Below are 23,228 nucleotides of genomic sequence, written 5' to 3'. Positions count from 1 at the left end.
CGGATCGGCCCGGATCAGCCTCGATCAGCCCGAGAGGCGCTCGCCGGTGACGGTGTCGAACACATGCACCTGGGCAGGGTCGGCGATCACGTGGATCACGTCGTCCCTGCCCGCCGCGGTGCGCGCGGCGACGCGTACCACCATGTTGGCCGGCGTCCCCGCCACGTCGCACGTGCCGTAGACGTAGCCGTCGGCTCCGAGCTCCTCGACCACCGAGACGCGCACCGGCAGCCCACCCTCACCCGGGCTGACCAGCCGCCAGGCCTCCGGCCGCACGCCGATCGTCACGTCGCCGGACAGCGGCCTCCCCACCGACGCCCCCAGCGGTACGTCGTACGTGCCGACGCGGGCCACGCCGTCGGCGGCAGTGGCACTGAGGAGGTTCATCTGCGGAGAGCCGATGAAGCCCGCCACGAACAGGTTGGCCGGCTTGTCGTAGAGCTTCAACGGGGTGTCGACCTGCTGGATGATCCCCTCGTCCATCACCGCGACCCGGTCGCCCATCGTCATCGCCTCGATCTGGTCGTGGGTGACGTAGACCGTGGTGACCCCGAGGTCGGCCTGCAGCCTTGCGATGTCGGTACGGGTCTGGACCCGCATCTTGGCGTCGAGGTTGGACAGCGGCTCGTCCATGCAGAAGACCTGTGGATTCCGCACGATCGCGCGTCCCATCGCAACGCGCTGGCGTTGCCCGCCGGAGAGCTGCTTCGGCTTGCGCTGGAGGTAGTCGGTGAGACCGAGCAGCCGAGCCGCCTCGTCGACCCGCTTCTGCCGCTCGGCGCCGGAGACCTTCGCCATCTTGAGCGCGAAGCCCATGTTCTCCGCGACAGTCATGTGCGGGTAGAGCGCGTAGTTCTGGAACACCATCGCGATGTCGCGGTCCTTGGGCGGGACGTGGGTGATGTCCCGGTCGTCGATGAGGATCCTGCCCTCGTCGACCGTCTCGAGCCCCGCGAGCATGCGGAGAGTCGTGGACTTCCCGCATCCCGACGGCCCGACGAGGACCATGAACTCGCCGTCGCCGATCTCGAGATCCATGCTGGGTACGGCGGGCGCATCGGCCCCCGGATACCAGCGCCGTGCCTGTTCGAAGCTCACTCTGGCCATGACGTACTGCTCCCTCCACCGGCAGGTACGTGCCGGACGATCCGAAGTGAAGTGGTGGCGTCACCCTAGTGCTTGTCGACGTACGGAGGGACAGGCCCGGAGACCCGGAATCGTGCCCCGATCCACCAGGTGAGACGGACCGCCGCGCGCGGGAGCGCGGAAGCGTGACGCACATAGGACGGATTCCGTCAAGGCTTGCGGTGACCTGCGAATACGACTAGACGTGACGTAGTTCACCTTCGTGGAGGGAGCGCATCATGCACGTCCCCAAGCGATCTCGGGGGGCTTCGATACCTCCCGGTCGATCGGGTACACGCCGGCGCGTCGTCGGCTCGCTCGCCGCACTGGCTACCGCGGCAGGGGTTCTCACGGCCTGCGGCGGTGGCAACGGCACGACCACCCTGGTCTGGTACATCAACCCCGACAGCGGCGGCCAGGCAGCCATCGCGAAGACCTGTAGCACCGACCAGTACACGATCACCACCCAGACGCTCCCGCAGGACGCCAACCAGCAGCGCGTGCAGCTCGCGCGCCGGCTCGAGGCACACGACTCGGGGATCGACCTGATGAGCATCGACCCGCCGTACACCGCCGAGCTCGCCAACGGCGGCCTGTTGGCGCCGATCCCGCAGGCCGAGCAGGACACGCTCAAGCAGCAGTCGTTCAAGGGAGCCACCGACGCTGCGACCTGGAACGGCAAGCTGGTCGTCTACCCGTTCTGGTCGAACACCCAGGTGCTGTGGTACCGCAAGTCGTTCGTCCAGAAGGCCGGCCTCGACATGAGCCAGCCGGTCACGTGGAACCAGATCATCCAGGCAGCTGCCGACAACGGTGGCACCGTCGCCGTGCAAGCCAACAAGTACGAGGGCTACGTCGTCTGGATCAACGCCCTGGTCTCCGGAGCGGGCGGCACCCTGGTCACCGACGCCTCCAAGGGCATCGATGCCAACATCACGATCAACAGCCCGGCCGGCCAGGACGCGGCGAAGGTGGTCGAGGATCTCGCCCACTCGAAGGCCGCCCCACCGGACCTGTCGATCGCCCAGGAGGGTCAGGCCGGCGCGACGTTCGGCACGCCCCAGGGGGCGTTCATGGTGAACTGGACCTACATCTGGCACAACTACGACTCCACCCAGCCCGACGTGGCCAAGGACATCGGCTACGCGAAGTACCCCGAGACGGTGCAGGGAGACCCCTCCCGGCCTCCCTACGGCGGCATCGGTATCGGGGTCAGCACCTACTCCAAGCACATCGACGAGGCCAACCAGGCCGCCGCGTGCCTGGTGGAGCCGAAGCAGCAAGCCACCAACGGGGCGATGACCGGCAACATGCCGGCCAGCCCGGCCGGCTACCAGGACCCGCAGATCCAAAAGCTGTTCCCGGCAGCGCTGATCACGCTGTTCGAGGACAGCGTGAACAGCGCCGCCCCGCGCACCGTTACGCCGTACTGGAGTGACATCTCCGGCGCCATCCAGAGCACCTGGCACCCACCCGCCAGCGTCAACTCCTCGACGCCGGAGAAGTCCGCGACGTTCATCCAGGACGTCCTGACCGGAAAGAAACTGCTGTGACCGCCACGACGATTCCCAGAGAGGCCACCAAGGCCGCCCCGCCGGGACACAGCGACCGATCGGTCGCGGAGAACCGGCTCGGCCAGAAGCTCGTCGCACCTGCCCTGATCCTGATGGTGCTGGTGACGGCGTACCCCATGCTGCAGGCCCTGTACCTGTCGCTGTTCCGATACCGCCTGACGACGCCCGACGACAAGGGCTTCGTCGGCCTCGGCAACTACGTCACGATCCTGTCCGACTCACTGTTCTGGAAGGACACCCTCAACACCGTGATCATCATGGTGGTCACGGTGGCCGTGGAGCTGGTCATCGGCTTCGCCTTCGCGATGGTGATGCACCGGATCATCTTCGCCCGCGGCGCGATGCGCACCGCGATCCTGATCCCCTACGGCATCATCACGGTGGTCTCCGCCTTCGCCTGGCAGTTCACCTTCTCCATCAACAACGGCTGGGTGAACGCCTGGTTCGACTGGCTGCCGGGCATCTCGGCGACGACCAACTGGTACGGCGACCACTGGCACGCCATGTTCGCGATCATGGTCAGCGAGATCTGGAAGACCACGCCGTTCATGTCGCTGCTGCTGCTCGCCGGCCTCTCGCAGATCTCCGAGGACATGCTCGAGGCGGCCAAGGTGGACGGCGCCACGGCGAGCCAGCGGCTGTTCAAGGTGATCCTGCCGAACATGCGGGCCGCGATCATGGTGGCGGTGCTGTTCCGGGCGCTCGACGCGTTCCGGATCTTCGACAACATCTTCATCATGACCAAGGGGGCGCAGAACACCGAGTCCTCGTCGTTCCTCACCTACCGACAAGCGATCGAGCAGTTCCAGCTCGGGATGGGGTCGGCGCTCTCGGTGCTGCTGTTCCTGACCGTACTGATACTCGCGTATCTGATTGTGAAGTTCTTCCGGGTCGACCTGGCCCAGGCAAGGGGTGAGGGCTGATGAAGCGCAGGACCAGTGTCGGCACCTGGCTCGGGTTCATCGTGATCCTGGTCTGGTGCCTCCTGCCGATCGCGTGGATCATCTCGTTGTCGTTCAAGTCGCTGGCAGAGACCACGACGGGGAGTCCACAGTTCCTCCCGAAGGACGCCACGTGGGAGAACTACAAGATCCTGCTCGGCATGACCGCCGACAAGACCGCGTCGCACGACTTCCTGGCGGCGCTGCGCAACTCGTTCGGCATCTCGATCGTTGCCACGATCCTTGCCGTGATGATCGCGACCCTGGCGGCGTACGCCATCGCTCGCCTGGAGTTCCGGGGCAAGCGACTGGTGCTCTCGCTGGCCCTCGCGATCGCGATGTTCCCCGTCGTGTCGCTGGTCGGGCCGCTGTTCGACATGTGGCGCACGTTCCACCTGTTCAACACCTGGCCGGGCCTGATCATCCCCTACATGACGTTCACCTTGCCGCTGGCGATCTGGGTGCTCTCGGCGTTCTTCCGCGAGATCCCGTGGGAGATGGAGCAGGCGGCGCAGGTCGACGGTGCCACCTCGTGGCAGGCGTTCCGCAAGGTGATCGTCCCGCTGGCGGCACCCGGCGTGTTCACCGCGGCGATCCTGACGTTCTTCTTCGCCTGGAACGAGTTCGTGCTCGCCATCTCGTTGACGTCGACCACGAAGTCGCGGACGGTGCCGGCGCAGATGGCGTACTTCGTGGGGCCGGACCCGTTCAACCCGCCGTACGTCCAGCTCGCCACCGCCTCGGTGATCGTCACGATCCCGGTGATCATCATTGTCCTGTTGTTCCAGCGCAGAATCGTCGCCGGCCTGACGTCCGGCGCAGTGAAGGGTTGATCCAATGGCTGCCATCGAGATGAAGAACATCGTCAAGCAGTACGGCGACGGCTTCCCGGCCGTGAACGACATCTCCATAGACGTGGAGGACGGGGAGTTCATGATCCTCGTCGGTCCGTCGGGATGCGGGAAGTCGACGCTGCTACGGATGATCGTCGGGCTGGAGGACATCACGTCCGGCGACATGGTGATCGGCGGGAAGCGGGTCAACGACCTGGCTCCTCGCGACCGCAACCTGGCCATGGTGTTCCAGAACTACGCGCTCTACCCCCACCTCACCGTCTACGAGAACATCGCGTTCCCGCTGCGGCTGGCCGGTGCGAGCAACGAGGAGGTCGACAAGAAGGTCCGGGATGCCTCCAAGACCCTCGAGCTCGACGAGCACCTCGAGCGCAAGCCCGGCAACCTCTCCGGGGGCCAGCGGCAGCGCGTCGCGATGGGGCGGGCGATCGTGCGGGACGCCCAGGCGTTCCTGTTCGACGAGCCGCTGTCCAACCTCGACGCCAAGCTGCGCGGCCAGATGCGCACCGAGATCGCGCGCCTGCAGCGCCGGCTCGGAATCACCACGGTCTACGTCACTCACGACCAGACCGAGGCGATGACCCTGGGTGACCGGGTGGCGGTGCTCAAGCGGGGAATCCTGCAACAGCTGGCCACCCCACGGGAGCTCTACACCAACCCGGTCAATCTGTTCGTGGCGGGCTTCATCGGCAGCCCGCCGATGAACTTCCTGCCGGCGACGGTGGAGGGCAGCTCGGTGAAGATGCCGTTCGGCACGGTGAAGATCCCCGAGGACAGGGCGAAGCGGGCGCAGGGAAAGGGGCTGTTGATCGCGGGCATCCGTCCCGAGCACTTCGAGGACAGCGCGGTGATGGAGCCCGGCAAGGCGACTCCCGGGTCGACGTTCAAGACGAAGGTCGACGTCGTGGAGTGGCTGGGCAACCAGGCCTTCGCCTACAGCCCGTTCGAGGCGCCGGCGGAGGTGCAGCAGCAGCTGCTCGAGCTCGAGCGCGATCTGGACGGCGAGGCTCTGCACACCCAGCTGGTGATCTCCCTGGACAGCTCGAGCCGGGTCAAGGAGGGAGACGAGGCCGAGATCTGGGTCGACAGCTCCAAGATCCACCTGTTCGACCCGGTCACGGGCGACAACCTCACCGTCGACGAGTCGGCGGCCGGCACGATCCCGTCGGACACGTCGACCGCCGAGGTTGCCGACCAGCAGAACGCGATCGCCACTCCGGGCGAGCAGGAAGCTGCTACCGAGACCTGAGCCGACGCTCTGACGAGCCCCCACCAGGGGCGGGGCGGCGTGACACGTCCACGCCGCCCATCAGGGCGAACCCGCGGACGCGGACGATCGGGCTGTTCTGGTCCAGCTCGGGTGCGGTCTTGTCGGACGGGCCGCTGAACGCGCCCATGATCCCGGTGCCCTCCATGATCACGTGGGTGTGCGGGTTGACCTTGATGTCGGCACCGCCCATCACCGCGTTGACCGTGAGCACGACCTCGCGCGCGGCGAACTGCGCCCGCCGCAGGTCGAGGTCGGCGCCGCCCATGAAGCAGGTCACCGTCAGGTGCGCCGGGACGGTCCACACGCCCTTGCGCTCGAGGCCGCTCAGGATCGCCAGGTGCCTCTCCTCGGTGGGACCACCCGGGACGACCGGCGACGGGATCGCCGCAGGCTGCACCGGCAGGTTTTCCGCCTTCTCGATCGGGAGGTCGAGCGTGATCGGGACCAGGTCACCGTAGGTGCGCGCGGCGTACGTCGCCTCGAGCCGCTGGTCCAGCTCCTCGAGGTCGATGCGCCCGTCGCCGGCAGCCTCACGGAGCACCTCGGCCACCTTGTGCCGGTCGGAGTCCGAGATTCTCAGGCGTGAGGGGTCCTGCGCTTCCATGGAGTCACCCTAAACCGCCTTCACAGCGACGACGAGGTCACGGAGGATCGCCTGGTCGACCCGGTGCTCGAAGCCGCCGTACGCCGCGGTGTCGCGGGGCTCCAGACCGGTGTCGCGGAGCAGCGCGAACGCCTCGTCTCGCGGGCAGGTGCGGACGTTGATCGCGATGCCCACCGCTCCCCCGGGTCGCAGCAGCCGGGACCAGCCGGGCAGGGCCTCACCGAGGAGTTCCAGGGGCCGCCGCCGGAGGCCGCCGGCCGACCGACTGCCGTGCTGCACGCCGTACGGCGCGTCGGTGACGAGCGCGTCGAAGCTCGCGGCCTTGAACACCTCCGCCGCCTCACGGGTGTCCGCCAGCGCCGTCGACAAGGTGATCGTGTCGCCGTCCGCCCAGGCCCGCTTGCTGGTCGCGAGCTCGACGTCGAGCCGCCGACCCAGGGTCCGGCCGTCGCGCCGGAGCTTGGCGGTCGTCGCGGTGTGCTTGAGCCGCTTCTCCTTCAACCACCGCGGCAGGAAGGCGGCGTACGTGTCGAAGTCGGCGCTGTCGATGTCGACGCCGGCCGCGTGCCAGCCGTACGTCAGCACCTGGTTCAGCGTCGTGCCGCGGCCGCAGAGCGGGTCGAGCACGCGCAGCCGGTCGGTCAGCATGCGGGGGGCGCTGCCGGAGGCCAGCACGGTGACATTGAGCAGGAGCTTGGTGAACAGCTCGTTGGTCTTTCCGGGGTACTTCAGGATCGAGAGCAGGTCGTCGTCGAGGCAGTCGAGCCGCTCGAGCGACACCGGCCGGAAGGCGTCGTCGGCGGTCCTCTCGAACAGCGCGAACGCGGTGGAGACGTTGGCGACGCGTGCCAGCCCCTCGGTGTCGAGGTCGCCGTCGAACGTCACATACTCGACGCCGGCCACCACCTCCGGAGCCGCCTCGCCGAGCCGTCCCTCGAGCACGGTCTCCGCCAGAACACCGAGCTCGGCGACGGTGAGCGCGGCAGCGGCGCGGGCGTAGACCCGGTTCGCGGACGGCGACACGAGCAACGCGTACGAGCTCATGGTGGTCGAGACTACGGTCGGTTTGCGAAGATCATGCCTCCGGCCCTGCCCGTCCCGTTCCGTTCTCAGCCAAGGAGCGCCTCATGCCTGAGGTCGATCGTCGTCGGTTCCTCCAGCTCGCCGGCGGAAGCGCGGCGATGACCGTGCTCTCGTCCTCCATCGCCCAGGCCGCGTCGATCCCGGCGTACCGCCGCACCGGCTCGCTCCGCGACGTCGAGCACATCGTCGTGCTGATGCAGGAGAACCGTTCCTTCGACCACTACTTCGGGACGATGCGCGGCGTCCGGGGGTACGGCGACCCGCACCCCGCGATGCTGCGCAACGGCAGGTCGGTCTGGCGACAACCCTCGGGGAAGCACCTGAACAACGAGGTGCTGCCCTTCCGGCCCGACCTCGACAATCTCGGCCTGGCCTTCCTGCAGGACCTCGATCACGGCTGGGAGACACAGCACGACGCCTTCGCACACGGGAACCACGACCGCTGGGTGCCGGCCAAGGGAACCCCCGTGACGATGGCTCACCTGCGTCGCAAGGACATCCCCTTCCACTACGCCTTGGCCGACGCCTTCACGGTGTGCGACGCCTATCACTGCAGCATGCTCGGCCCGACCGACCCCAACCGCTACTACATGTGGACCGGCTGGGCCGGCAACGACGGCAAGGGGCGCGGCCCGGTGATCAGCAACGCCGAGGCGGGCTACGACTGGAAGACCTACCCGCAGCGGCTCCAGGAGGCCGGGGTCGACTGGAAGATCTACCAGGACACCGGCAACGGTCTCGACCGCGCACACAACTGGGGACTCGACTTCTTCCATCCCGACATCGGCAACTACGGCGACAACTCCCTGCTGTACTTCCACGACTACCAGCGCGCCAAGCCCACCAGCGCGTTGTACCGGAAGGCCCGCACCGGCACCGACGTGCAGACGTCGGGCACATACTTCGACCAGCTGACAGACGACGTCCAGAGCGGGCACTTACCGCAGATCTCCTGGATCGTGGCGCCCGAGGCGTTCAGCGAGCACCCGAACTGGCCCACCGAGTACGGCGCCTGGTACATCTCCCAGGTCCTGCAGGCGTTGACCAGCGACCCGGACGTCTGGTCGAAGACCGTGCTGTTCCTGACGTACGACGAGAACGACGGCTTCTTCGACCACAAGATCCCGCCGTACCCCAACGTGGGCAGGTTGAACGGCGCCTCGACGGTGTCACTCGCGAATGAGCTGTACACCGGCAACGAAGGCAGCCACGGACCGTACGGCCTCGGCATCCGGGTCCCGATGACGGTGATCTCCCCCTGGAGCACCGGCGGCTGGGTCTGCTCGGAGACCTTCGACCACACCTCGATCATCCGGTTCATGGAGCGGCGCTTCGGAGTGCGCGAGCCGAACATCACCCCATGGCGCCGGACCGTGTGCGGCGACCTCACCTCGGCGTTCGACTTCTCCCGCTCGGGCAGCCCGGCGCCGACCCTGCCAACCGCGCCGTCCGAGCCGGCCGACACCGGACGCCGCCCGAGCGAGCCCGGGGTCCACCCGCCGGCGAAGCAGCGAGTGCCCCGCCAGGAGCCCGGCACCAGGCCGGCGCGCCCGCTCGACTACCACCTCAAGGTCGACCTGCGGAGCACCCGGCAGGGTCTCGCCTTCACGCTCGCCAACGACGGGAGGCGGGGAGCTCACCTGCAGGCCCGTTCGCGGGACGTGAAGGGAGCGCCGTTCAGCTACACCCTCGGACGGGGGAAGACGCTGAAGCCCGTGCTGGAGGCCCACGGCCGCTTCGACGTCAGCTTCCACGGCCCCAACGGGTTCTTCCGGCGGTTCGCCGGGTCCACGGAGCAGCCGCTGCTCCAGGTCCGGGGCCGCCGTGAGGGCCACCACCTCGTGCTGACGTTCCACGGTCGGTCCGACCACCCGCTCCACGTGCACGTCGCGGACGCCTACGGCCCGGACCGGACCGTGCGCGTGGGCGCACGCGGCAGGAAGAAGGTGCGGATCGCGATCAACGACACCCACGGGTGGTACGACGTGCTCGTGACGCTGCGTGGCCATCCGCACTTCAAACGTGGACTGGCCGGGCACTTCGAGAACGGCCGGGCCAGCGCGAGCGATCCTCAGCTCGGTCGCTGACCGGCACCCGCTGCTACCTCACAGCGCGTTGCGCTCGATCACGCCGGCGTACCAGCGAGCCGAGTCCTTGAGCGTCCGGCGCTGGTCGGTGAAGTCCACGTGCACCAGTCCGAAGCGCTTGTCGTAGCCCCACGCCCACTCGAAGTTGTCCAACAGCGTCCAGACGTAGTAGCCACGCACGTCGGCGCCGCCCCGGCGTGCCTCCAGGACCGCCGCGAGGTGGTCGCGCAGGTAGGCGATGCGGTCGTCGTCGTGCACCGCTCCTTCCTCAACGACGTCGCGGCCCCCGAGCCCGTTCTCGGTGACGCTGACGGGCAGCCCCACGTCGCGCTGCACACGTAGCAGGAGGTCGGTCAGGGCCGACGGCACGATCGGCCAGTCCATCACGCTCCGCGGGCCCGGGATGTCGACGTAGAAGGCCCGGTCGCTGCCGGGGAACGGCCGGCTCTGCTCGCGCGCTCCACCGCGGACCCGGCTCGGGTTGTAGAAGTTCACCCCCAGCGAGTCCAGCCCGACGCCGATCTCGGCCTCGTCCCCTGGCCGGACGAAGCCCCAGTCCGTGAGCCCCTCCGTCGTGGCCCGCAGCTCGTCGGAGTACCCGCCGCGGAACATCGGGTCCAGGAAGATCCGGTTCGCGATCAGGTCCGCGTGCGTGGCCGCCGCCAGGTCCTCCGGTCGGTCCGAGGCCGGCTCCACCTGGTGCAGGTTGAGCGAGACGGAGACGTCCGCGCCCTGAGGCAGGACTCCGCGCAGAGCCGTGACGGCGCGTCCGTGCGCGAGGTTGAGGTGGTGTGCGGCGCGGTAGGCGAGGGCGTTCTCCGTCCGCCCGGGCGCGTGCTCGCCGGTGGCGTAGCCCAGGTACGCCGAGCACCAGGGTTCGTTGACGGTGGTGATCGCCGGCACCCGGTCCCCCAGCTCCTTGCCCACGAGCACGGCGTAGTCGACGAAGCGGTCCGGGACCTCGCGGGAGAGCCAGCCGCCGGAGCTCCCGACGTCGAGGCTCGCGGGCAGGTCCCAGTGGTAGAGCGTCATCAGCGGCCGGATGCCGCGCGCGAGCAGCCCGTCGACGAGCCGGCGGTAGAAGTCGAGCCCCTCCTGGTTCACCGTGCGACCGTCCGGCATCACGCGGGACCAGGCCATCGAGAACCGGTAGGAGGTCACGCCGATCTCCGCCATCAGCGCGAGGTCGTCCGGCCACCGGTGGTAGTGGTCGCACGCCACGTCTCCGGTGTCGCCGTTGTCCACCGCGCCGGGCGTGTGGCTGAACGTGTCCCAGATGCTCGGGCCGCGTCCACCTTCGTCCACCGCCCCTTCGATCTGGTACGACGAGGAGGCCACGCCCCACACGAAATCGTCAGGGAACGGATACTCCGAGACCGGGGTTCGACTCATCCCTTCACCGCTCCTTGCATGATGCCGCCGACGATCTGCCTGCCCAGGAGGGCGAAGACGACCAGGACCGGGACCGTCCCGTAGAGGGTGCCGGCCATGATGATGGACTGCTGTGGCGCGTAGCCCGTCGCGAGGCTCTGGAAGGAGACCTGCACCGTGGGGTTCTGGGTGCTGAGGGCGATGATCGGCCAGAAGAAGTCGTTCCACGCCGTCAGGAAGGTGAGCATCCCGAGCACCGCCATGGCGGGTCGCGTGGCCGGCACCACGACGGACCAGAACACCCGCAGCGGGCCGGCGCCGTCCATGTAGGCCGCCTCGATCAGCTCGTCCGGGACCGCGCTGGAGATGTACTGCCGCATGAAGAACACCCCGAACGCGGTGCAGAGGCTGGGCAGGATCACCGCCGGGAGGTGTCCGGCCAGGCCGAGACGCGCCATCAGCATGTACAGCGGGATCACCCCCATCTGCAGCGGCACCATCATGGTCGCCACGCAGATCGCGAGCAGCAGGTTGGAGCCGCGGAACCGCAGCTTGGCGAACGCGAACCCGGCCAGCGTGCACAGGGCGACGGTGCCCGCGGTGATGGCGCCGGAGACGATCAACGAGTTGATCAGGCCCTGGTTGAGCGGCGCGAGCTCCAGCGCCTTCTTCATGTTGTCGAAGATCGACATGGTGGGGAGGACCGGCGGCGTCGACGCAGCCATCTCGGCATTGGTGTGGGACGCCATCACGATCGTGTAGTAGAGCGGGAAGACCGACACCAGCGTGATCAACGTGACCAGCGTGTAGGTCACCCAGCTGCCCTTGAGCACGCCGTTCACCGGGCCGTCACCTCCGGCACGCCGGCCAGCAACGGCGTACGTCGTGAGCGCCCGACGTCGCGCCGCTCGCGGCGTCGCGCCAGGAGCAGGTTGACGCCGACCGCGAGCACGATGATCAGGAACATCGTCCAGGCCGTGGCCGACGCGAGCCCGAGCCGGTCGTTGGCCCAGCCCTGCTGGTACATCAGCAGGCCGAGCGTCTGGTACTGATTCTGCGTGCCGCCGTCCGGCAGCCCGTTGTGGTAGAGCAGCGGCTCCCCGAACAGCTGAGCGGCACCGATGGTGGACACCACGATCGTGAACAGGATCGTGGGCCGCAGCCCGGGCAGCGTGACGTGGCGGAACTGCCCCCATCGGCTGGCGCCGTCCATCGCGGCCGCCTCGTAGAGCTCGGACCCGATCGCCTGCATGCCGGCGAGGTAGATCAGCGCGTTGTAACCGGTCCAGCGCCAGATGACGATCGAGGACACCGCGATCTGCGACGGCCACTTCGAGCCCTGCCAGTCGACGGTCGGCAGATGGAGCGCGTGCAGGCTCCAGTTGACCAGACCGAGGTTGGGGTCGAAGAGCTCGGCGAAGATCACGGTCGCGGCGGCGAGGCTGGTCGCGTAGGGCATCAGGAGCGCGATCCGGAAGAACGTCCGCCCGCGGAGCCGGTAGTTCAGCAGGTGGGCGATGCCCAACGCCATGCACAGCTGGGGGACCGTCGAGATGATCCCGATGGTGATGGTGTTGCGGAAGGCGTTCCAGAAGAACTTGTTGGTGAAGAGGTTGCGGTAGTTCTCGAGGCCGATCCAGCTTGACTGGTGGTACGTCGAGAGCCTCGTGTCGTGCAGCGACACCCACGCCGTCGCCACCCACGGGTAGACGCTGAACGCCGCGAAGACGAGGAAGAACGGCAACACGTAGACGTAGGCGATCCGGCGTCCGGGCAGGTGGCCCCGGCTGCGCACGGTCGGCCGGGTCGGCCGGGTCGCCTGAGGAGCGACCCGGGTCTGCGGCAAGGCGGTCATGACACCTTTCCTACGGCAGATCGGCGGTCATCTGTGGGAACGAGGCCCGGCCGCCGACCCGGCGCAGGTGGGGGTCGGCGGCCGGTGTCGGTCAGCCGGTGACCTGCGCGATGGCGTCGAGAGCCGCCTGGAAGGCGTCGTCGGGCGACGTGCCCTTGGTCTCGACGTTGGTCAGCTGTGTGGTCAACGCCTGCTGGATCTGCGTGTCGTACAGCCCGATCGGCGGGATCTTCATCTGGCTCGAGATGTCACCGAAGATCTGGCCCACCGGTGCGTTGCTGAAGTACGCGCTCTTGGCGGTGCTCACCGCCGGAGCCGCGGCCGCGTCGGAGTTCGACGGGAAGTGGCCGCCGTCCTTCCACATCGTCACCTGCTGGTCCTTGGCAGACAGCCACTCGACCAGCGCGATCGCCGCGTCCTTGTTCGCCGCGTGGGTCGGGACACCGAGCCACGAGCCGCCCCAGTTGGTCGCGCCTCCGGGCAGCACCGGCGCGATGTCCCACTTGCCGGCGTAGGCGTCGCCCGCCTGGCCCTGGATGTAGCCCATCATCCACGTCGGGCAGGCCAGTGCCGCGAACGCGCCGCTCGAGAAGGCCTTGTTCCAGGCCGGCGTGAACTGCTGCAGCCCGGCGGTGATGCCGTCCTGCGCGGCCTGGCTGGCGTAGCTCCAGGCGTTCTTCACCCCGTCACTGTTCTCGACATCGGGCTGTCCGTCGGCGTTGGCGTACGCCTCGTCGCCCTGGTAGACCGCCGTGGAGAAGATGCTCGCGGCGCTGTCGACGAAGTGCGAACCGGAGGGCTTGGTCGACGACGCCTCGTACTGCTTGCCGAAGGCGATGAAGTCGTCCCACGTGCTCCACTTCTGGGCGAGGGTACTGGGGTCGGACGGGAGGCCGGCCTGCTTCAGCAGGTCACGTCGGTAGCAGATGGCCTCCGGGCCGATGTCCGTGCCCAGTCCGACGGTCGAGCTGCCGTCGCTGGTCGAGGCCAGCTGCCACTTCCAGGGGTAGAACTCCGCCTTGTCCGCGGCGGCGTTGGGCACGCTGTTCCAGTTGACGAACTGGTCCGCGTGGTTCTGCACGACGTCGGCGACGAAGCCGATCTCGATCGCCTGGACGTCGTCGAGACCGCTGCTCGACGCGAGGCGCGTCTTGAGGCGCGTCCAGTAGTCGGCCGACTGCTCGACGACGTCCTCCTTGATCGTGATGTTGGGGCAGAGCTTGTGGTAGGCGTCCCACAGACCCGCCTCCTTGAAGCCGAAGGTGCCGAACAGACCGACGGTGAGCGTCGTGTCTGCGGTGGTCCCGCAGGGACCGGCGTCCGCCGGGTCGGCCGACGTGGCCGACGAGTCGGAGCTGCCGCAACCGGCGAGGACGAATGCCCCGAGCGCGGCGACCGCGAGCAGTGCCGCGCCTCGGCGGCGGGTGGTGCTTCGGAGCATGGGGGATCCTCCTCGATGACCTCGTCCAGATCCGCCTGCCGGATCTGTGAGAGCGCTCTCACAAGCGATGTGGCTCAGGATGATGGGGCGGCGTCCTGCTGTCAAGGACCAGTTTCGGCAACCGCTCCACGCAACCGGTTGCTCACGCCGTCTGGCGCAGGACGAGCTGGACAGGCAGCACCGTCCGGCGCGGCAGGTCGTCACGTCCCTCGATGCGGTCGAGCAGCAGCCGGGTCATCGTCGTGCCCAGGGCCGGGATCGGCTGGCGCACCGTGGTGAGGGCCGGCGACTGTTCGGCGGCCTCGGGGATGTCGTCGAAGCCGATCACGGTCACGTCGTCTCCGACGCGGCGGCCGGTCTCGCGCAGGGCACGAACCACCCCGAACGCCGCGAGGTCGGAAGCCGCGAAGATCGCGTCGACGTCGGGGCGACGCTCCAGCAGGGCCAGTGTGGCCGCGTGCCCGCCTGCCTGCGTGAAGTCCCCGATCGACACCAGGCTCTCGTCGAGGTCGCGGCCCGCCGCCTCGACGGCTGATCGGTACCCGGCCAGCCGATCCTGCCCGGCGCACATGTCGAGCGGGCCGGTCACGGTCGCGACGTGCCTGCGACCGGACTCGAGGAGATGGTTCGTCGCGAGCCGGCCACCCGCGACGTTGTCCGCGTCGACGTACCAGAGACGACGACGCCCGCTGAGGGGCCGCCCGCTGAGCACGGTGGGCACGCCCAGGGCCTCGAGCCGTTGCGGGAGCCGGTCCCGACCGTGCAGCGAGAGCAGCAACACCCCGTCGACGTGCCCGCCGGCGGCGTAGGCCAGGAAGCGCTGCCGGTCCTCGGCCCTGTTCACCACGGTGAACACCAGCTGCAGTCCCGCGACAGCGACGGCTTCCTGGGCACTGCGCAGCATGCCGAGGAAGAACGGGTCGGCGAACATCCGCTCCTCGGTCTCCTCGACGAGGAAGGCGATCGAGTCGCTTCGCCCGGTGACCAGGGTGCGGGCGGCCAGGTTGGGCACGTACGAGATCGCCTGGGCGGCCGCGTGCACGGCGTCCCGGGCGTGGTCGCTGACCTTCGCGTCGCCACGCAGCACGCGGCTGGCCGTGGCACGCGAGACGCCCGCGCGAGCCGCCACCTCCTCCAACGTCGGAGCCGGACGGACGCGTGTCCCCTTGCGTGGAGCCGTCGTCACGGACGCAGTGTGGCACGGACGTCGGTCGACGATCTCGAGCCGCCGAAGGACGACTATCGTGCAGCCGTGAGTGCTGCTCCCTCCTCTCCCGAGTCCAGGGGTCCCGAGTTCTCCTACTCCGACCTGCTCCCGATCGGCCCGGACGACACGCCGTACCGGCTGGTGACGACCGACGGGGTGTCCACGTTCGAGGCCGGCGGCCGGACGTTCCTCCGGGTCTCCCCCGAGGCCATCCGGCGGCTCACCGCCGAGGCGATGCACGACATCGCGCACTACCTGCGCCCTGCCCACCTGACCCAGCTGCGGAGGATCATCGATGACCCCGAGTCCAGCGGGAACGACCGGTTCGTGGCGCTCGACCTGCTGAAGAACGTCAACATCTCCGCGGGCGGTGTGCTGCCGATGTGCCAGGACACCGGAACGGCGATCGTGATGGGCAAGAAGTCCGAGGGCGTGCTGACCGGGGTCGACGACGGCGAGGCGATCAGCCAGGGCGTGTACGACGCGTACACCGAGCTCAACCTGCGCTACTCCCAGCTCGCGCCGCTGACGATGTGGGAGGAGACGAACACCGGCACCAACCTGCCGGCGCAGATCGAGCTCTACTCGGCGCCCGATCACGACGGGCTGCCGGAGTACAGGTTCCTGTTCATGGCCAAGGGTGGCGGTTCGGCGAACAAGTCCTTCCTCTACCAGGAGACGAAGGCGGTCCTGAACCCGACGCGGATGCTCACGTTCCTCGACGAGAAGATCCGGTCGCTCGGGACGGCCGCATGCCCGCCGTACCACCTCGCGGTGGTGATCGGCGGCACGTCGGCGGAGTTCGCGCTGAAGACGGCGAAGTACGCTTCGGCCCACTACCTCGACCACCTGCCGACCTCGGGATCCCAGTCTGCACACGGGTTTCGCGACCTCGACCTGGAGGAAGAGGTCTTCAAGCTCACTCAAGGTTTCGGTATCGGCGCGCAGTTCGGCGGCAAGTATTTCTGTCACGACGTCCGCGTCGTCCGACTCCCCCGGCACGGTGCCTCGTGTCCGGTGGCGATCGCGGTCTCGTGCTCGGCCGACCGGCAGGCGCTCGGCAAGATCACCCCCGAGGGAGTGTTCCTCGAGCAGCTGGAGACGGACCCGGCGAAGTACCTGCCCGCCACCTCGTCCACGCAGCCCTCGGACGACGCCGACGTCGTACGCATCGACCTGAACCGGCCGATGGTCGAGGTCCTCGCCGAGCTCTCCCAGCACCCCGTGAGGACGCGGCTGTCACTGAGCGGGCCGCTGGTGGTCGCCCGCGACATCGCACACGCCAAGATCAAGGAACGGCTCGACGCGGGCGAGGAGATGCCGGCGTACTTCCGCGACCACGCGGTCTACTACGCCGGCCCTGCCAAGACGCCAGAGGGCTATGCCTCCGGCTCCTTCGGTCCGACGACGGCCGGCCGGATGGACTCGTATGTCGAGCAGTTCCAGGCCGCGGGTGGGTCGATGGTGATGCTCGCGAAGGGCAATCGCTCCAAGGCGGTGACCGAGGCCTGTGCCACCCATGGCGGCTTCTACCTCGGCTCGATCGGCGGGCCGGCCGCCCGGCTCGCCCAGGACTGCATCAAGTCGGTGGAGGTGCTGGAGTACCCCGAGCTCGGCATGGAGGCCGTCTGGAGGATCGAGGTCGAGGACTTCCCGGCGTTCATCGTCGTCGATGACAAGGGCAACGACTTCTTCACCGACCCCTCCGGCGCCGTCACGGTGCCGTTATCGGGGATCCGGGTCCGCTCCGCCGAGTAGCCGCCTACAACGTCATACGTTCTGGTCGCTAGAACGACCAGAACGTATGACGTTGTGGGGGATCAGGCGGGACGGCCGAGCATCGGGCAGCCGCGCGAGATCAGCGCCTCCTCGATCTGAGCGAAGAACGAGTCGCGAGCGACCCGGAAGCCCAGCAGGGGTAGCCGGAGCACCAGCATGTCCTGGAGGGCGACGTCGTTCTGCCGCAGCGCGTCGCCGACCACATGGACGGCCCAGGAGTGGTGGATGCCGTCGATCTCCACGGCGACGCCCCACGCCTCCCAGGCCACGTCGAGGTAGTACCGACCGTCTCGTCCGCGTCGGACCACCTGCCTCGTGGGTTCGGGCAGACCGCGTCGCCGACACTCGCGAGCGAAGTCCAGCTCACCCAGGGAGCGCACGCCACCAGCCAGGTCCAGGATCACCTCGGGCAGAAGGCGACGGCGGCGGTCGCGCTTGATGCGCAACGCCGCCAGCCCGAGGTCCTGGGGAGTGGTCAGGCCCTGCTGGACGCTCATGGTGAGCAGGAGCGCCGCCTGTCGGTCGGTCCTGGCCCAGAGGGCACCTCGCACGGCGGCTACCGGGCTCACCGTCCGAGGAACTCCCGTGGTCACCAGGTCGCCGGCGTCCCAACGTCGCGTCTGCCGGATGTCGAGGCCGCGAGCCCGACGTACGCGAGCACCGCGAGGTACCGATACCCGCACGCGGTCCGTCCGGTACCCCACGAGACCGGCGGCGATCAAGGCCGAGGCACCGTCCAGCTGTGCTCGCGGACCCGCCTCGAACACCGCCGCCCACTGCTTCGCCGCGATCGAGACCGGTCCCGTCCTGAGCCCGATCGACTGGCTCCCGACCCGCCGCCAGCGTCGAGCACGGACGTTCGCCCGGATCTGCGAACGGGTCACCCCCAACCCATATGCCTGGAGCCGGGACACGACGCCCGCTTGCTGCTCGGCCAGCTGGTCAAGGCGAGTGACGGCGAGCGTCGATCGTGAGACGGGCATGCGCCGAGTGTCGACCGCCTCGACGGCCTCGGCCACCGGGATCGAGAGAGCTGTGGACAACCACCTCAGGACGTCATACGAACTGGTCGTTCTAGCGACCAGAACGTATGACGTTGCGGGAACCGACGGAATCGCGGCGCCGCTGGTCGAGTGGTGACGAACGTCGGTCGAGACGGCCGTCGAGCAGGGCCAGGGCTCGTTCGGCCTGGCCGTCGCTGACCAGGCAGTACAGCAACGTCTCCTCGACGATCTCCCGCTGCGCGGCCGATCCGCCCACGCGGGGCAGGCCGGGCAGCACGTCGGCCAGCACCCGGGCGGCCTCGCCCCACCGATGTTCGCCGGCCGCCAGGAGCGCCTCGCACACCGACGCGACGGTGGTGCGGACCGCCGGCTCCGAGCTGCCCTGGCAGTGTGTGCGGAGGGCGGCCAGGCGCGGCAGGTCGCCCGCGGCCGCCAGCGCCAGGGCCGCGTGCAGGGCGACGAACGGCGTCTCCGGGTGGTCGACCAGCGCGGGTCCGACCGCGTCGAGCACGCACTCGACCGGCGGCGGTGCGGCCTCGCCGGTGAAGGCCGCGGTGCCTGCGGCGGCGTCCCATCCGGACGTCGTCACCACCCAGCGCCAGAGCAGCGACGCGGAGTCGATCAGTGCGCGCACGCCCGTCACGGTCGGGGGCGCGAGCTGGGTGTAGTAGCGCTGGCGCACGGCCTCGGTGTCGCCGATGGCCAGCTCGTGGAGCGCCGCGTGCCACGAGAAGTGCGCGCGGTGGCTCGCGGCACGGCCGCTCTCCGCGACCCAGTGGTCGAGCCAGGCGCGGCCGGCGTCGTGGCGGCCGGTCTCGTACATCACGTGCGTCTGCGCGTGTACGGCGTGCCCGGACGTCGGCTCGCACTCCAGCGCCGTCTCGGCGAGCAGTCCGGCGTCATCGAAGCGCGACTGGTCCTGCCGGGTGAAGGCGAGCAGCGAGATGTACCACCAGTGGTCGCCGTACGCCGGCGCCAGGCCCTCGACCAGCTCCCACGCCTCCTGCTGGATGTCGGTGACGCCCGAGAACGCGATCGTGGGCACCGCGGCCGAGACCGCGAGCACGTCGCGTGGGTGCTGAGCGATGTGGTTCATCAGCGCGGTCGCGCCGGAGTTGCGGACGTCCTCGACGCGACGGCCGACCACGTCGACCAGGCTGCGCTCGCGGTCGTCGGCGCGGCTGCGGGCCGACTGCCGCGCCGACTCCAACGACGCACGTACGTCGACCGACGACCCGCCCTCGTGACCGAGCATCGCCAGCGCGGCATGCGCCACGGAGAAGTCGGGGTCCAGCGCCACCGCCTCGAGCAGCTTCTCGTCGGCCCCCGACTGCAGCCGCATCAGGCGCTCGAGCCCGGCGTTGTACGCCGCGGCAGCCTCGGCCGTGGTCGACAGCGGCAGCCCGAGCGGGTCGCGCGGCCTGGCGACGGGGTGATGACCGCCGACGAGTCTGCCGTCGGCGAGGCGCCGGGGCTCCGGGGCGATCTCCTCGATCACCGCGGTCGCGATCTGCGCCGCCTGGGTGCGGATCTCCGGGATGGCGGTCGACTCGTACAGCTCTCCGCGCCGCACCGACCCGAGCGTCCAGATCGGCGCTCCGGTGGAGCCGACCGAGTCGACGAGCCGCCCGCCCTCCGTCTGGAGCCCGAGCCCGGCAGTGCTCAGGCGACCGAGCGAGACGCCGGCCCGCGGGGTCAGCAGGTCGTCCGCCAGCGGGTCACCGCCCGGGCGCACGACGATGCTGGTGCCGGTGCAGTTCACCACCCACCCGACGTCGTGGACGCTGCCGTCGGTGAGCGTCACCCGCAGGCCGCCGCCGGTGAGCGGCTCGGCGGCGGCAACCTCGCCGGAACTACGGGTCAGGGTCCCCGAGGCCTCGAGCGCGGTGATCACGTCGGCCGAGCCGGGAGGCATCCGATGGCGCAGACGTCCCCAGGTGCTGGCGTCGTCGCGCAGGAACGCCGTGCGATCTGACTCATCGAGCCGCTGCCACAGCGCCTGCACCACGGTCCGCAACCCGTCGACCGCCGGACGCCAGTCGCCGGTCGCGCGCTGGACCCCGGCGATGTGCTCGGCCGCGCGGGTGCGGTAGTCCTCCAGGCTGACGCCCCAGTCGTCGATCTCAGGGATGGCGGCGAGCTGGAGCTCGTCCGAGTGCCGCTTCGGCAGCTCGCCGTGCCGCGAGACCGCGTGGAGATGCCGGTCCGGTCGCTGCGACGGCCCCGTCAGCGAGAGCACGACGTCGACCATCGTCAGGCCGGTGCCGATCAGCAGCACGTCGGGCGGTCCCGCCGCGTCACGACGTACGACGTCGACGGCGCCGGGCGCCCACGGGTCGGGGACGAAGAACGCCGAGCGCTGCAGCGCCTCGGGGGCCCAGGCGAAGCCCGGCGGCTTCTCGCCGGTGGCGAGGACCACCGCGTCGCCGACGACCACGTGGCCGTCGTCGGTGGTGACGACGACCCCGGAGTCGTCGCGACGGATCCCGGTGGCACGCACGCGCAGGTGGCGCAGCCCCACCGGGTCCCGACCCGCGAACGCCTGGGCCACGGTCTCGTCGAGGTAGCGGCCCCAGTCGACCCGTGGCGCGAACACGCCCGGCTCGGTCATCAGCTCGGGGTGTTGGCGCGCACGCCAGGCGACGAAGTGCCCGGGGTCCTCGGGCAGAGCGCTCATACCGCCGGCCGCGACGTTCAGGAGATGCTGCGGGTCGGTCGTCCCGAACGCCGTGCCGCGGGCGCGGTGGGCGGCGGGGTCGACCAGGACCACGTCGAGACTCGTGCCGCGGCGACGCGCGGCTCGGGCGAGGTGGAGCGCCGTGAGACTGCCGGAGGCCCCGGCGCCGATCACGACCACACGGGGCGTCGGTCGGTCGTCCTGCATGCGGGCCTCCCCCTTGTCTCACGTCTCCGGCACCACCCGGCGCCTGCTTTGTCGACCTTATTGCTCCACTTTAGATGGGTGCGCCAACTCCCCGCGCCGAGCCGGTCGTCAGGTGCCTACGGTAGAGCCGTGGAGTACGTCGAGGTAGCCCGCTGTGTCTCCGAACGCGGTGAGCTCGTGCTGCGCGAGCGACGACCCGACGGCGGAGGGCCGACGGTACTCGAGCTGCGGGCCAACGGCACGTTCGTGATGGACACCGCCGAGCATGCCTCCGAGCGCGCCCTCGCCGATGCCGCGCTCGACGCCGTCGCCGATCCGCGCCGAGTGCTGGTGGGCGGCCTCGGCCTGGGCTTTACCCTCGACCGGGTTCTCGGCGACAGCCGGGTCGAGCACGTCGACGTCGTCGAGATCGAGCCGGTGCTGGTCGACTGGATGCGCGACGGCACGATCCCCCACGGGCGCCGTCTGCTCGCCGACAGCCGGGCGCGGGTCGTGGTCGCCGACATCGCCCGTGCGGTCACCGAGGCCGGCGACGCGACGTACGACGTGGTGCTGCTCGACGTCGACAACGGCCCCGACCAGCTCGTCCACGACGCCAACCGCGCGATCTACGAGGAGCCGTTCCTGCGCACCGTCCACGCCCGGCTCGGCCCGGGTGGCGCACTGGTCGTGTGGTCGGCCGCTCGCGCGCCACGCCTGCTCGAGACGCTGCGCTCGGTGTTCAGCGACGTCGAGGAACGCGACCACGCCGTACGCCTCCAGGAGCGTGACGATCACTATTGGCTCTACGCCGCGCGTCGGACCTGACCACGACCCGGCCGACTCGCGCCGCGTAGCCTCGAGCGCATGAGCGGCGACTTCCGCACCGAGCACGACTCCATGGGCGACGTCGAGGTGCCCGTCGACGCGCTGTGGCGGGCACAGACCCAGCGGGCGGTGCAGAACTTCCCGATCAGCGGCCGCCCGCTCCCACCGGCGCTGATCCACGCACTCGCGCGGATCAAGGCCGCCGCGGCCCGCACGAACGCCGACCTCGACGTGATCACCGCCGAGCAGCGAGACGCGATCGTCGCCGCGGCCGCCGAGATCGTCGACGGCCGCCACGACGAGCACTTCCCGATCGACGTCTTCCAGACCGGGTCCGGCACGAGCACCAACATGAACGTCAACGAGGTGATCTCCTCACTCACCACGATCGCTGGCGTCGACTGCCACCCGAACGACGTCGTCAATGCCAGCCAGTCGTCCAACGACACGTTCCCCAGCGCGATCCACGTGGCAGCCGTGCTGGCCGCCGGGCCGCTCGACGGGGCGATGGCCGCCCTGGCTGACTCGCTCACCCGCAAGGCGGAGGAGTACGCCGACGCGGTGAAGTCCGGCCGCACCCATCTCATGGACGCCACCCCGGTCACCCTCGGGCAGGAGCTCGGCGGGTACGCCGCCACCGCGGCGTACGCCCGCGAGCGGCTGGCCGCGGCCCTCCCTCGAGCCCGCGAGCTGCCCCTCGGCGGCACCGCCGTCGGCACCGGCATCAACACCCCACCGGCGTTCGCCGAGCAGACCATCGGCCATCTCGACGACGACACCGGCGAGTCGTTCACCGAGGCCCGCAACCACTTCGAGGCACAGGGCACCCAGGACTCCCTGGTCGAGCTCAGCGGTGCGCTCAAGACCTACGCGGTGGGCCTGGTGAAGATCTGCAACGACCTGCGCTGGATGGGCAGCGGCCCGACCGCGGGCCTGGCCGAGATCCACCTGAAGGACCTCCAGCCGGGGTCGAGCATCATGCCCGGCAAGGTCAACCCGGTGATCCCCGAGGCGACCCTCCAGGTGTGCGCCCAGGTCATCGGCAACGACGCCGCCATCACCTTCGCGGGGGCCTCCGGCAGCTTCGAGCTGAACGTGATGCTGCCGGTGATCGCCCGCAACCTGCTGGAGTCGATGGGGCTGCTCACCAACGCCTCGCGCCTGCTCGCCGACTGCGTCGACGAGATCACCGCCGACCGGGGGCGGCTCCGTGCCTACGCCGAGTCCTCGCCGAGCATCGTCACCCCACTCAACAAGTACGTCGGCTACGAGGCGGCCGCCAAGATCGCCAAGCAGGCACTGGCCGACGGTGCGACCATCCGGCAGACGGTGATCGACCTGG

At 69.4% G+C, this 23,228-nt stretch carries 18 protein-coding genes; 8 read left to right on the top strand and 10 right to left on the bottom strand.

Annotated elements, in window-relative coordinates; all coding sequences use genetic code 11:
- Positions 1 to 24: 24 nt before the first annotated feature.
- Positions 25 to 1,107: a sn-glycerol-3-phosphate ABC transporter ATP-binding protein UgpC gene (locus VGJ24_RS04235; RefSeq protein ID WP_331499247.1), complete on the bottom strand. Its 1,083-nt coding sequence runs from the start codon at positions 1,105 to 1,107 to the stop codon at positions 25 to 27.
- A gap of 257 nt (positions 1,108 to 1,364) precedes the next feature.
- Between VGJ24_RS04235 and VGJ24_RS04230 the strand changes: the two genes are divergently transcribed.
- The 4 genes from VGJ24_RS04230 to VGJ24_RS04215 are packed head-to-tail and all read left to right on the top strand — an operon-like array spanning position 1,365 to position 5,743.
- Positions 1,365 to 2,678 (top strand): extracellular solute-binding protein, encoded by a 1,314-nt coding sequence (locus tag VGJ24_RS04230; protein ID WP_331499246.1) that lies wholly within the window; start codon positions 1,365 to 1,367, stop codon positions 2,676 to 2,678.
- Complete coding sequence (locus VGJ24_RS04225; protein WP_331499245.1) at positions 2,675 to 3,622, top strand: sugar ABC transporter permease; 948 nt, start codon at positions 2,675 to 2,677, stop codon at positions 3,620 to 3,622. Before VGJ24_RS04230 ends, VGJ24_RS04225 begins: the two co-directional genes overlap by 4 nt.
- The gene (locus tag VGJ24_RS04220; RefSeq protein WP_331499244.1) at positions 3,622 to 4,473 is read left to right on the top strand and encodes a carbohydrate ABC transporter permease; all 852 of its coding nucleotides are present in this window, start codon (positions 3,622 to 3,624) and stop codon (positions 4,471 to 4,473) included. The genes VGJ24_RS04225 and VGJ24_RS04220 overlap by 1 nt, the downstream gene beginning before the upstream one ends.
- Before the next feature lie 4 nt (positions 4,474 to 4,477).
- On the top strand, positions 4,478 to 5,743 hold the full coding sequence (locus tag VGJ24_RS04215; RefSeq protein ID WP_331499243.1) for a sn-glycerol-3-phosphate ABC transporter ATP-binding protein UgpC: 1,266 nt from the start codon (positions 4,478 to 4,480) through the stop codon (positions 5,741 to 5,743).
- Here VGJ24_RS04215 and VGJ24_RS04210 read toward each other — a convergent pair.
- Both VGJ24_RS04210 and VGJ24_RS04205 read right to left on the bottom strand, forming a co-directional pair.
- Positions 5,730 to 6,368, bottom strand: a complete 639-nt coding sequence (locus VGJ24_RS04210) for a DUF1707 SHOCT-like domain-containing protein (RefSeq protein WP_331499242.1) — start codon at positions 6,366 to 6,368, stop codon at positions 5,730 to 5,732. The two genes, VGJ24_RS04215 and VGJ24_RS04210, sit on opposite strands and share 14 nt — an antisense overlap.
- Before the next feature lie 9 nt (positions 6,369 to 6,377).
- Positions 6,378 to 7,412, bottom strand: coding sequence for an SAM-dependent methyltransferase (locus tag VGJ24_RS04205; protein ID WP_331499241.1), 1,035 nt, complete (start codon positions 7,410 to 7,412; stop codon positions 6,378 to 6,380).
- Positions 7,413 to 7,495: 83 nt separating this feature from the next.
- Between VGJ24_RS04205 and VGJ24_RS04200 the strand changes: the two genes are divergently transcribed.
- Positions 7,496 to 9,538: a phosphocholine-specific phospholipase C gene (locus VGJ24_RS04200; protein WP_331499240.1), complete on the top strand. Its 2,043-nt coding sequence runs from the start codon at positions 7,496 to 7,498 to the stop codon at positions 9,536 to 9,538.
- A gap of 18 nt (positions 9,539 to 9,556) precedes the next feature.
- On the opposite strand, the gene VGJ24_RS04195 is transcribed toward VGJ24_RS04200, so the two are convergent.
- The 5 genes from VGJ24_RS04195 to VGJ24_RS04175 form a co-directional block, all read right to left on the bottom strand.
- On the bottom strand, positions 9,557 to 10,930 hold the full coding sequence (locus VGJ24_RS04195; protein ID WP_331499239.1) for a GH1 family beta-glucosidase: 1,374 nt from the start codon (positions 10,928 to 10,930) through the stop codon (positions 9,557 to 9,559).
- Entirely contained in the window at positions 10,927 to 11,751 is an 825-nt protein-coding gene (locus tag VGJ24_RS04190; protein WP_331499238.1) for a carbohydrate ABC transporter permease, read from the bottom strand. Before VGJ24_RS04190 ends, VGJ24_RS04195 begins: the two co-directional genes overlap by 4 nt.
- Complete coding sequence (locus tag VGJ24_RS04185) at positions 11,748 to 12,764, bottom strand: sugar ABC transporter permease (protein ID WP_331499237.1); 1,017 nt, start codon at positions 12,762 to 12,764, stop codon at positions 11,748 to 11,750. Before VGJ24_RS04185 ends, VGJ24_RS04190 begins: the two co-directional genes overlap by 4 nt.
- A gap of 91 nt (positions 12,765 to 12,855) precedes the next feature.
- On the bottom strand, positions 12,856 to 14,205 hold the full coding sequence (locus VGJ24_RS04180) for an ABC transporter substrate-binding protein (RefSeq protein WP_331499236.1): 1,350 nt from the start codon (positions 14,203 to 14,205) through the stop codon (positions 12,856 to 12,858).
- A 142-nt stretch (positions 14,206 to 14,347) separates the two neighbouring features.
- Positions 14,348 to 15,391, bottom strand: a complete 1,044-nt coding sequence (locus VGJ24_RS04175; RefSeq protein ID WP_331499235.1) for a LacI family DNA-binding transcriptional regulator — start codon at positions 15,389 to 15,391, stop codon at positions 14,348 to 14,350.
- A gap of 66 nt (positions 15,392 to 15,457) precedes the next feature.
- Here VGJ24_RS04175 and VGJ24_RS04170 point away from each other — a divergent pair, with 66 nt between their 5' ends.
- Positions 15,458 to 17,170 carry a fumarate hydratase gene (locus tag VGJ24_RS04170; RefSeq protein ID WP_331499234.1) on the top strand — a complete coding sequence of 571 codons (1,713 nt, stop codon included), beginning with the start codon at positions 15,458 to 15,460 and terminating at the stop codon, positions 17,168 to 17,170.
- 62 nt (positions 17,171 to 17,232) lie between these two features.
- Here VGJ24_RS04170 and VGJ24_RS04165 read toward each other — a convergent pair whose 3' ends face one another.
- Both VGJ24_RS04165 and VGJ24_RS04160 read right to left on the bottom strand, forming a co-directional pair.
- Positions 17,233 to 18,174 carry a hypothetical protein gene (locus VGJ24_RS04165; RefSeq protein ID WP_331499233.1) on the bottom strand — a complete coding sequence of 314 codons (942 nt, stop codon included), beginning with the start codon at positions 18,172 to 18,174 and terminating at the stop codon, positions 17,233 to 17,235.
- A 91-nt stretch (positions 18,175 to 18,265) separates the two neighbouring features.
- Positions 18,266 to 21,079 carry an FAD/NAD(P)-binding protein gene (locus tag VGJ24_RS04160; protein ID WP_331499232.1) on the bottom strand — a complete coding sequence of 938 codons (2,814 nt, stop codon included), beginning with the start codon at positions 21,077 to 21,079 and terminating at the stop codon, positions 18,266 to 18,268.
- Between the two features lie 129 nt (positions 21,080 to 21,208).
- Between VGJ24_RS04160 and VGJ24_RS04155 the strand changes: the two genes are divergently transcribed.
- A complete protein-coding gene (locus VGJ24_RS04155; RefSeq protein WP_331499231.1) occupies positions 21,209 to 21,886 on the top strand; it encodes a hypothetical protein in 678 nt (225 codons plus the stop codon).
- A gap of 39 nt (positions 21,887 to 21,925) precedes the next feature.
- A partial coding sequence (locus tag VGJ24_RS04150; RefSeq protein ID WP_331499230.1) for a class II fumarate hydratase occupies positions 21,926 to 23,228 on the top strand: 1,303 nt, incomplete at its 3' end.

The sequence above is a fragment of the Nocardioides sp. genome, from assembly GCF_036493135.1.
In the GTDB taxonomy this organism is placed as follows: Bacteria; Actinomycetota; Actinomycetes; order Propionibacteriales; family Nocardioidaceae; genus Nocardioides.
The sequence above is the reverse complement of the archived record's forward strand: the minus strand, read 5'-3'. Positions and strand labels throughout refer to the sequence as shown.

Excerpts from the sequence above, each read along its gene's own strand:
- VGJ24_RS04235 (WP_331499247.1), bottom strand. The coding sequence starts at position 1,107 with ATGGCCAGAGTGAGCTTCGAACAGGCACGGCGCTGGTATCCGGGGGCC.
- VGJ24_RS04230 (WP_331499246.1), top strand. The coding sequence starts at position 1,365 with ATGCACGTCCCCAAGCGATCTCGGGGGGCTTCGATACCTCCCGGTCGA.
- VGJ24_RS04220 (WP_331499244.1), top strand. The coding sequence starts at position 3,622 with ATGAAGCGCAGGACCAGTGTCGGCACCTGGCTCGGGTTCATCGTGATC.
- VGJ24_RS04215 (WP_331499243.1), top strand. The coding sequence starts at position 4,478 with ATGGCTGCCATCGAGATGAAGAACATCGTCAAGCAGTACGGCGACGGC.
- VGJ24_RS04210 (WP_331499242.1), bottom strand. The coding sequence starts at position 6,368 with ATGGAAGCGCAGGACCCCTCACGCCTGAGAATCTCGGACTCCGACCGG.
- VGJ24_RS04205 (WP_331499241.1), bottom strand. The coding sequence starts at position 7,412 with ATGAGCTCGTACGCGTTGCTCGTGTCGCCGTCCGCGAACCGGGTCTAC.
- VGJ24_RS04200 (WP_331499240.1), top strand. The coding sequence starts at position 7,496 with ATGCCTGAGGTCGATCGTCGTCGGTTCCTCCAGCTCGCCGGCGGAAGC.
- VGJ24_RS04195 (WP_331499239.1), bottom strand. The coding sequence starts at position 10,930 with ATGAGTCGAACCCCGGTCTCGGAGTATCCGTTCCCTGACGATTTCGTG.
- VGJ24_RS04185 (WP_331499237.1), bottom strand. The coding sequence starts at position 12,764 with ATGACCGCCTTGCCGCAGACCCGGGTCGCTCCTCAGGCGACCCGGCCG.
- VGJ24_RS04180 (WP_331499236.1), bottom strand. The coding sequence starts at position 14,205 with ATGCTCCGAAGCACCACCCGCCGCCGAGGCGCGGCACTGCTCGCGGTC.
- VGJ24_RS04165 (WP_331499233.1), bottom strand. The coding sequence starts at position 18,174 with ATGCCCGTCTCACGATCGACGCTCGCCGTCACTCGCCTTGACCAGCTG.
- VGJ24_RS04160 (WP_331499232.1), bottom strand. The coding sequence starts at position 21,079 with ATGCAGGACGACCGACCGACGCCCCGTGTGGTCGTGATCGGCGCCGGG.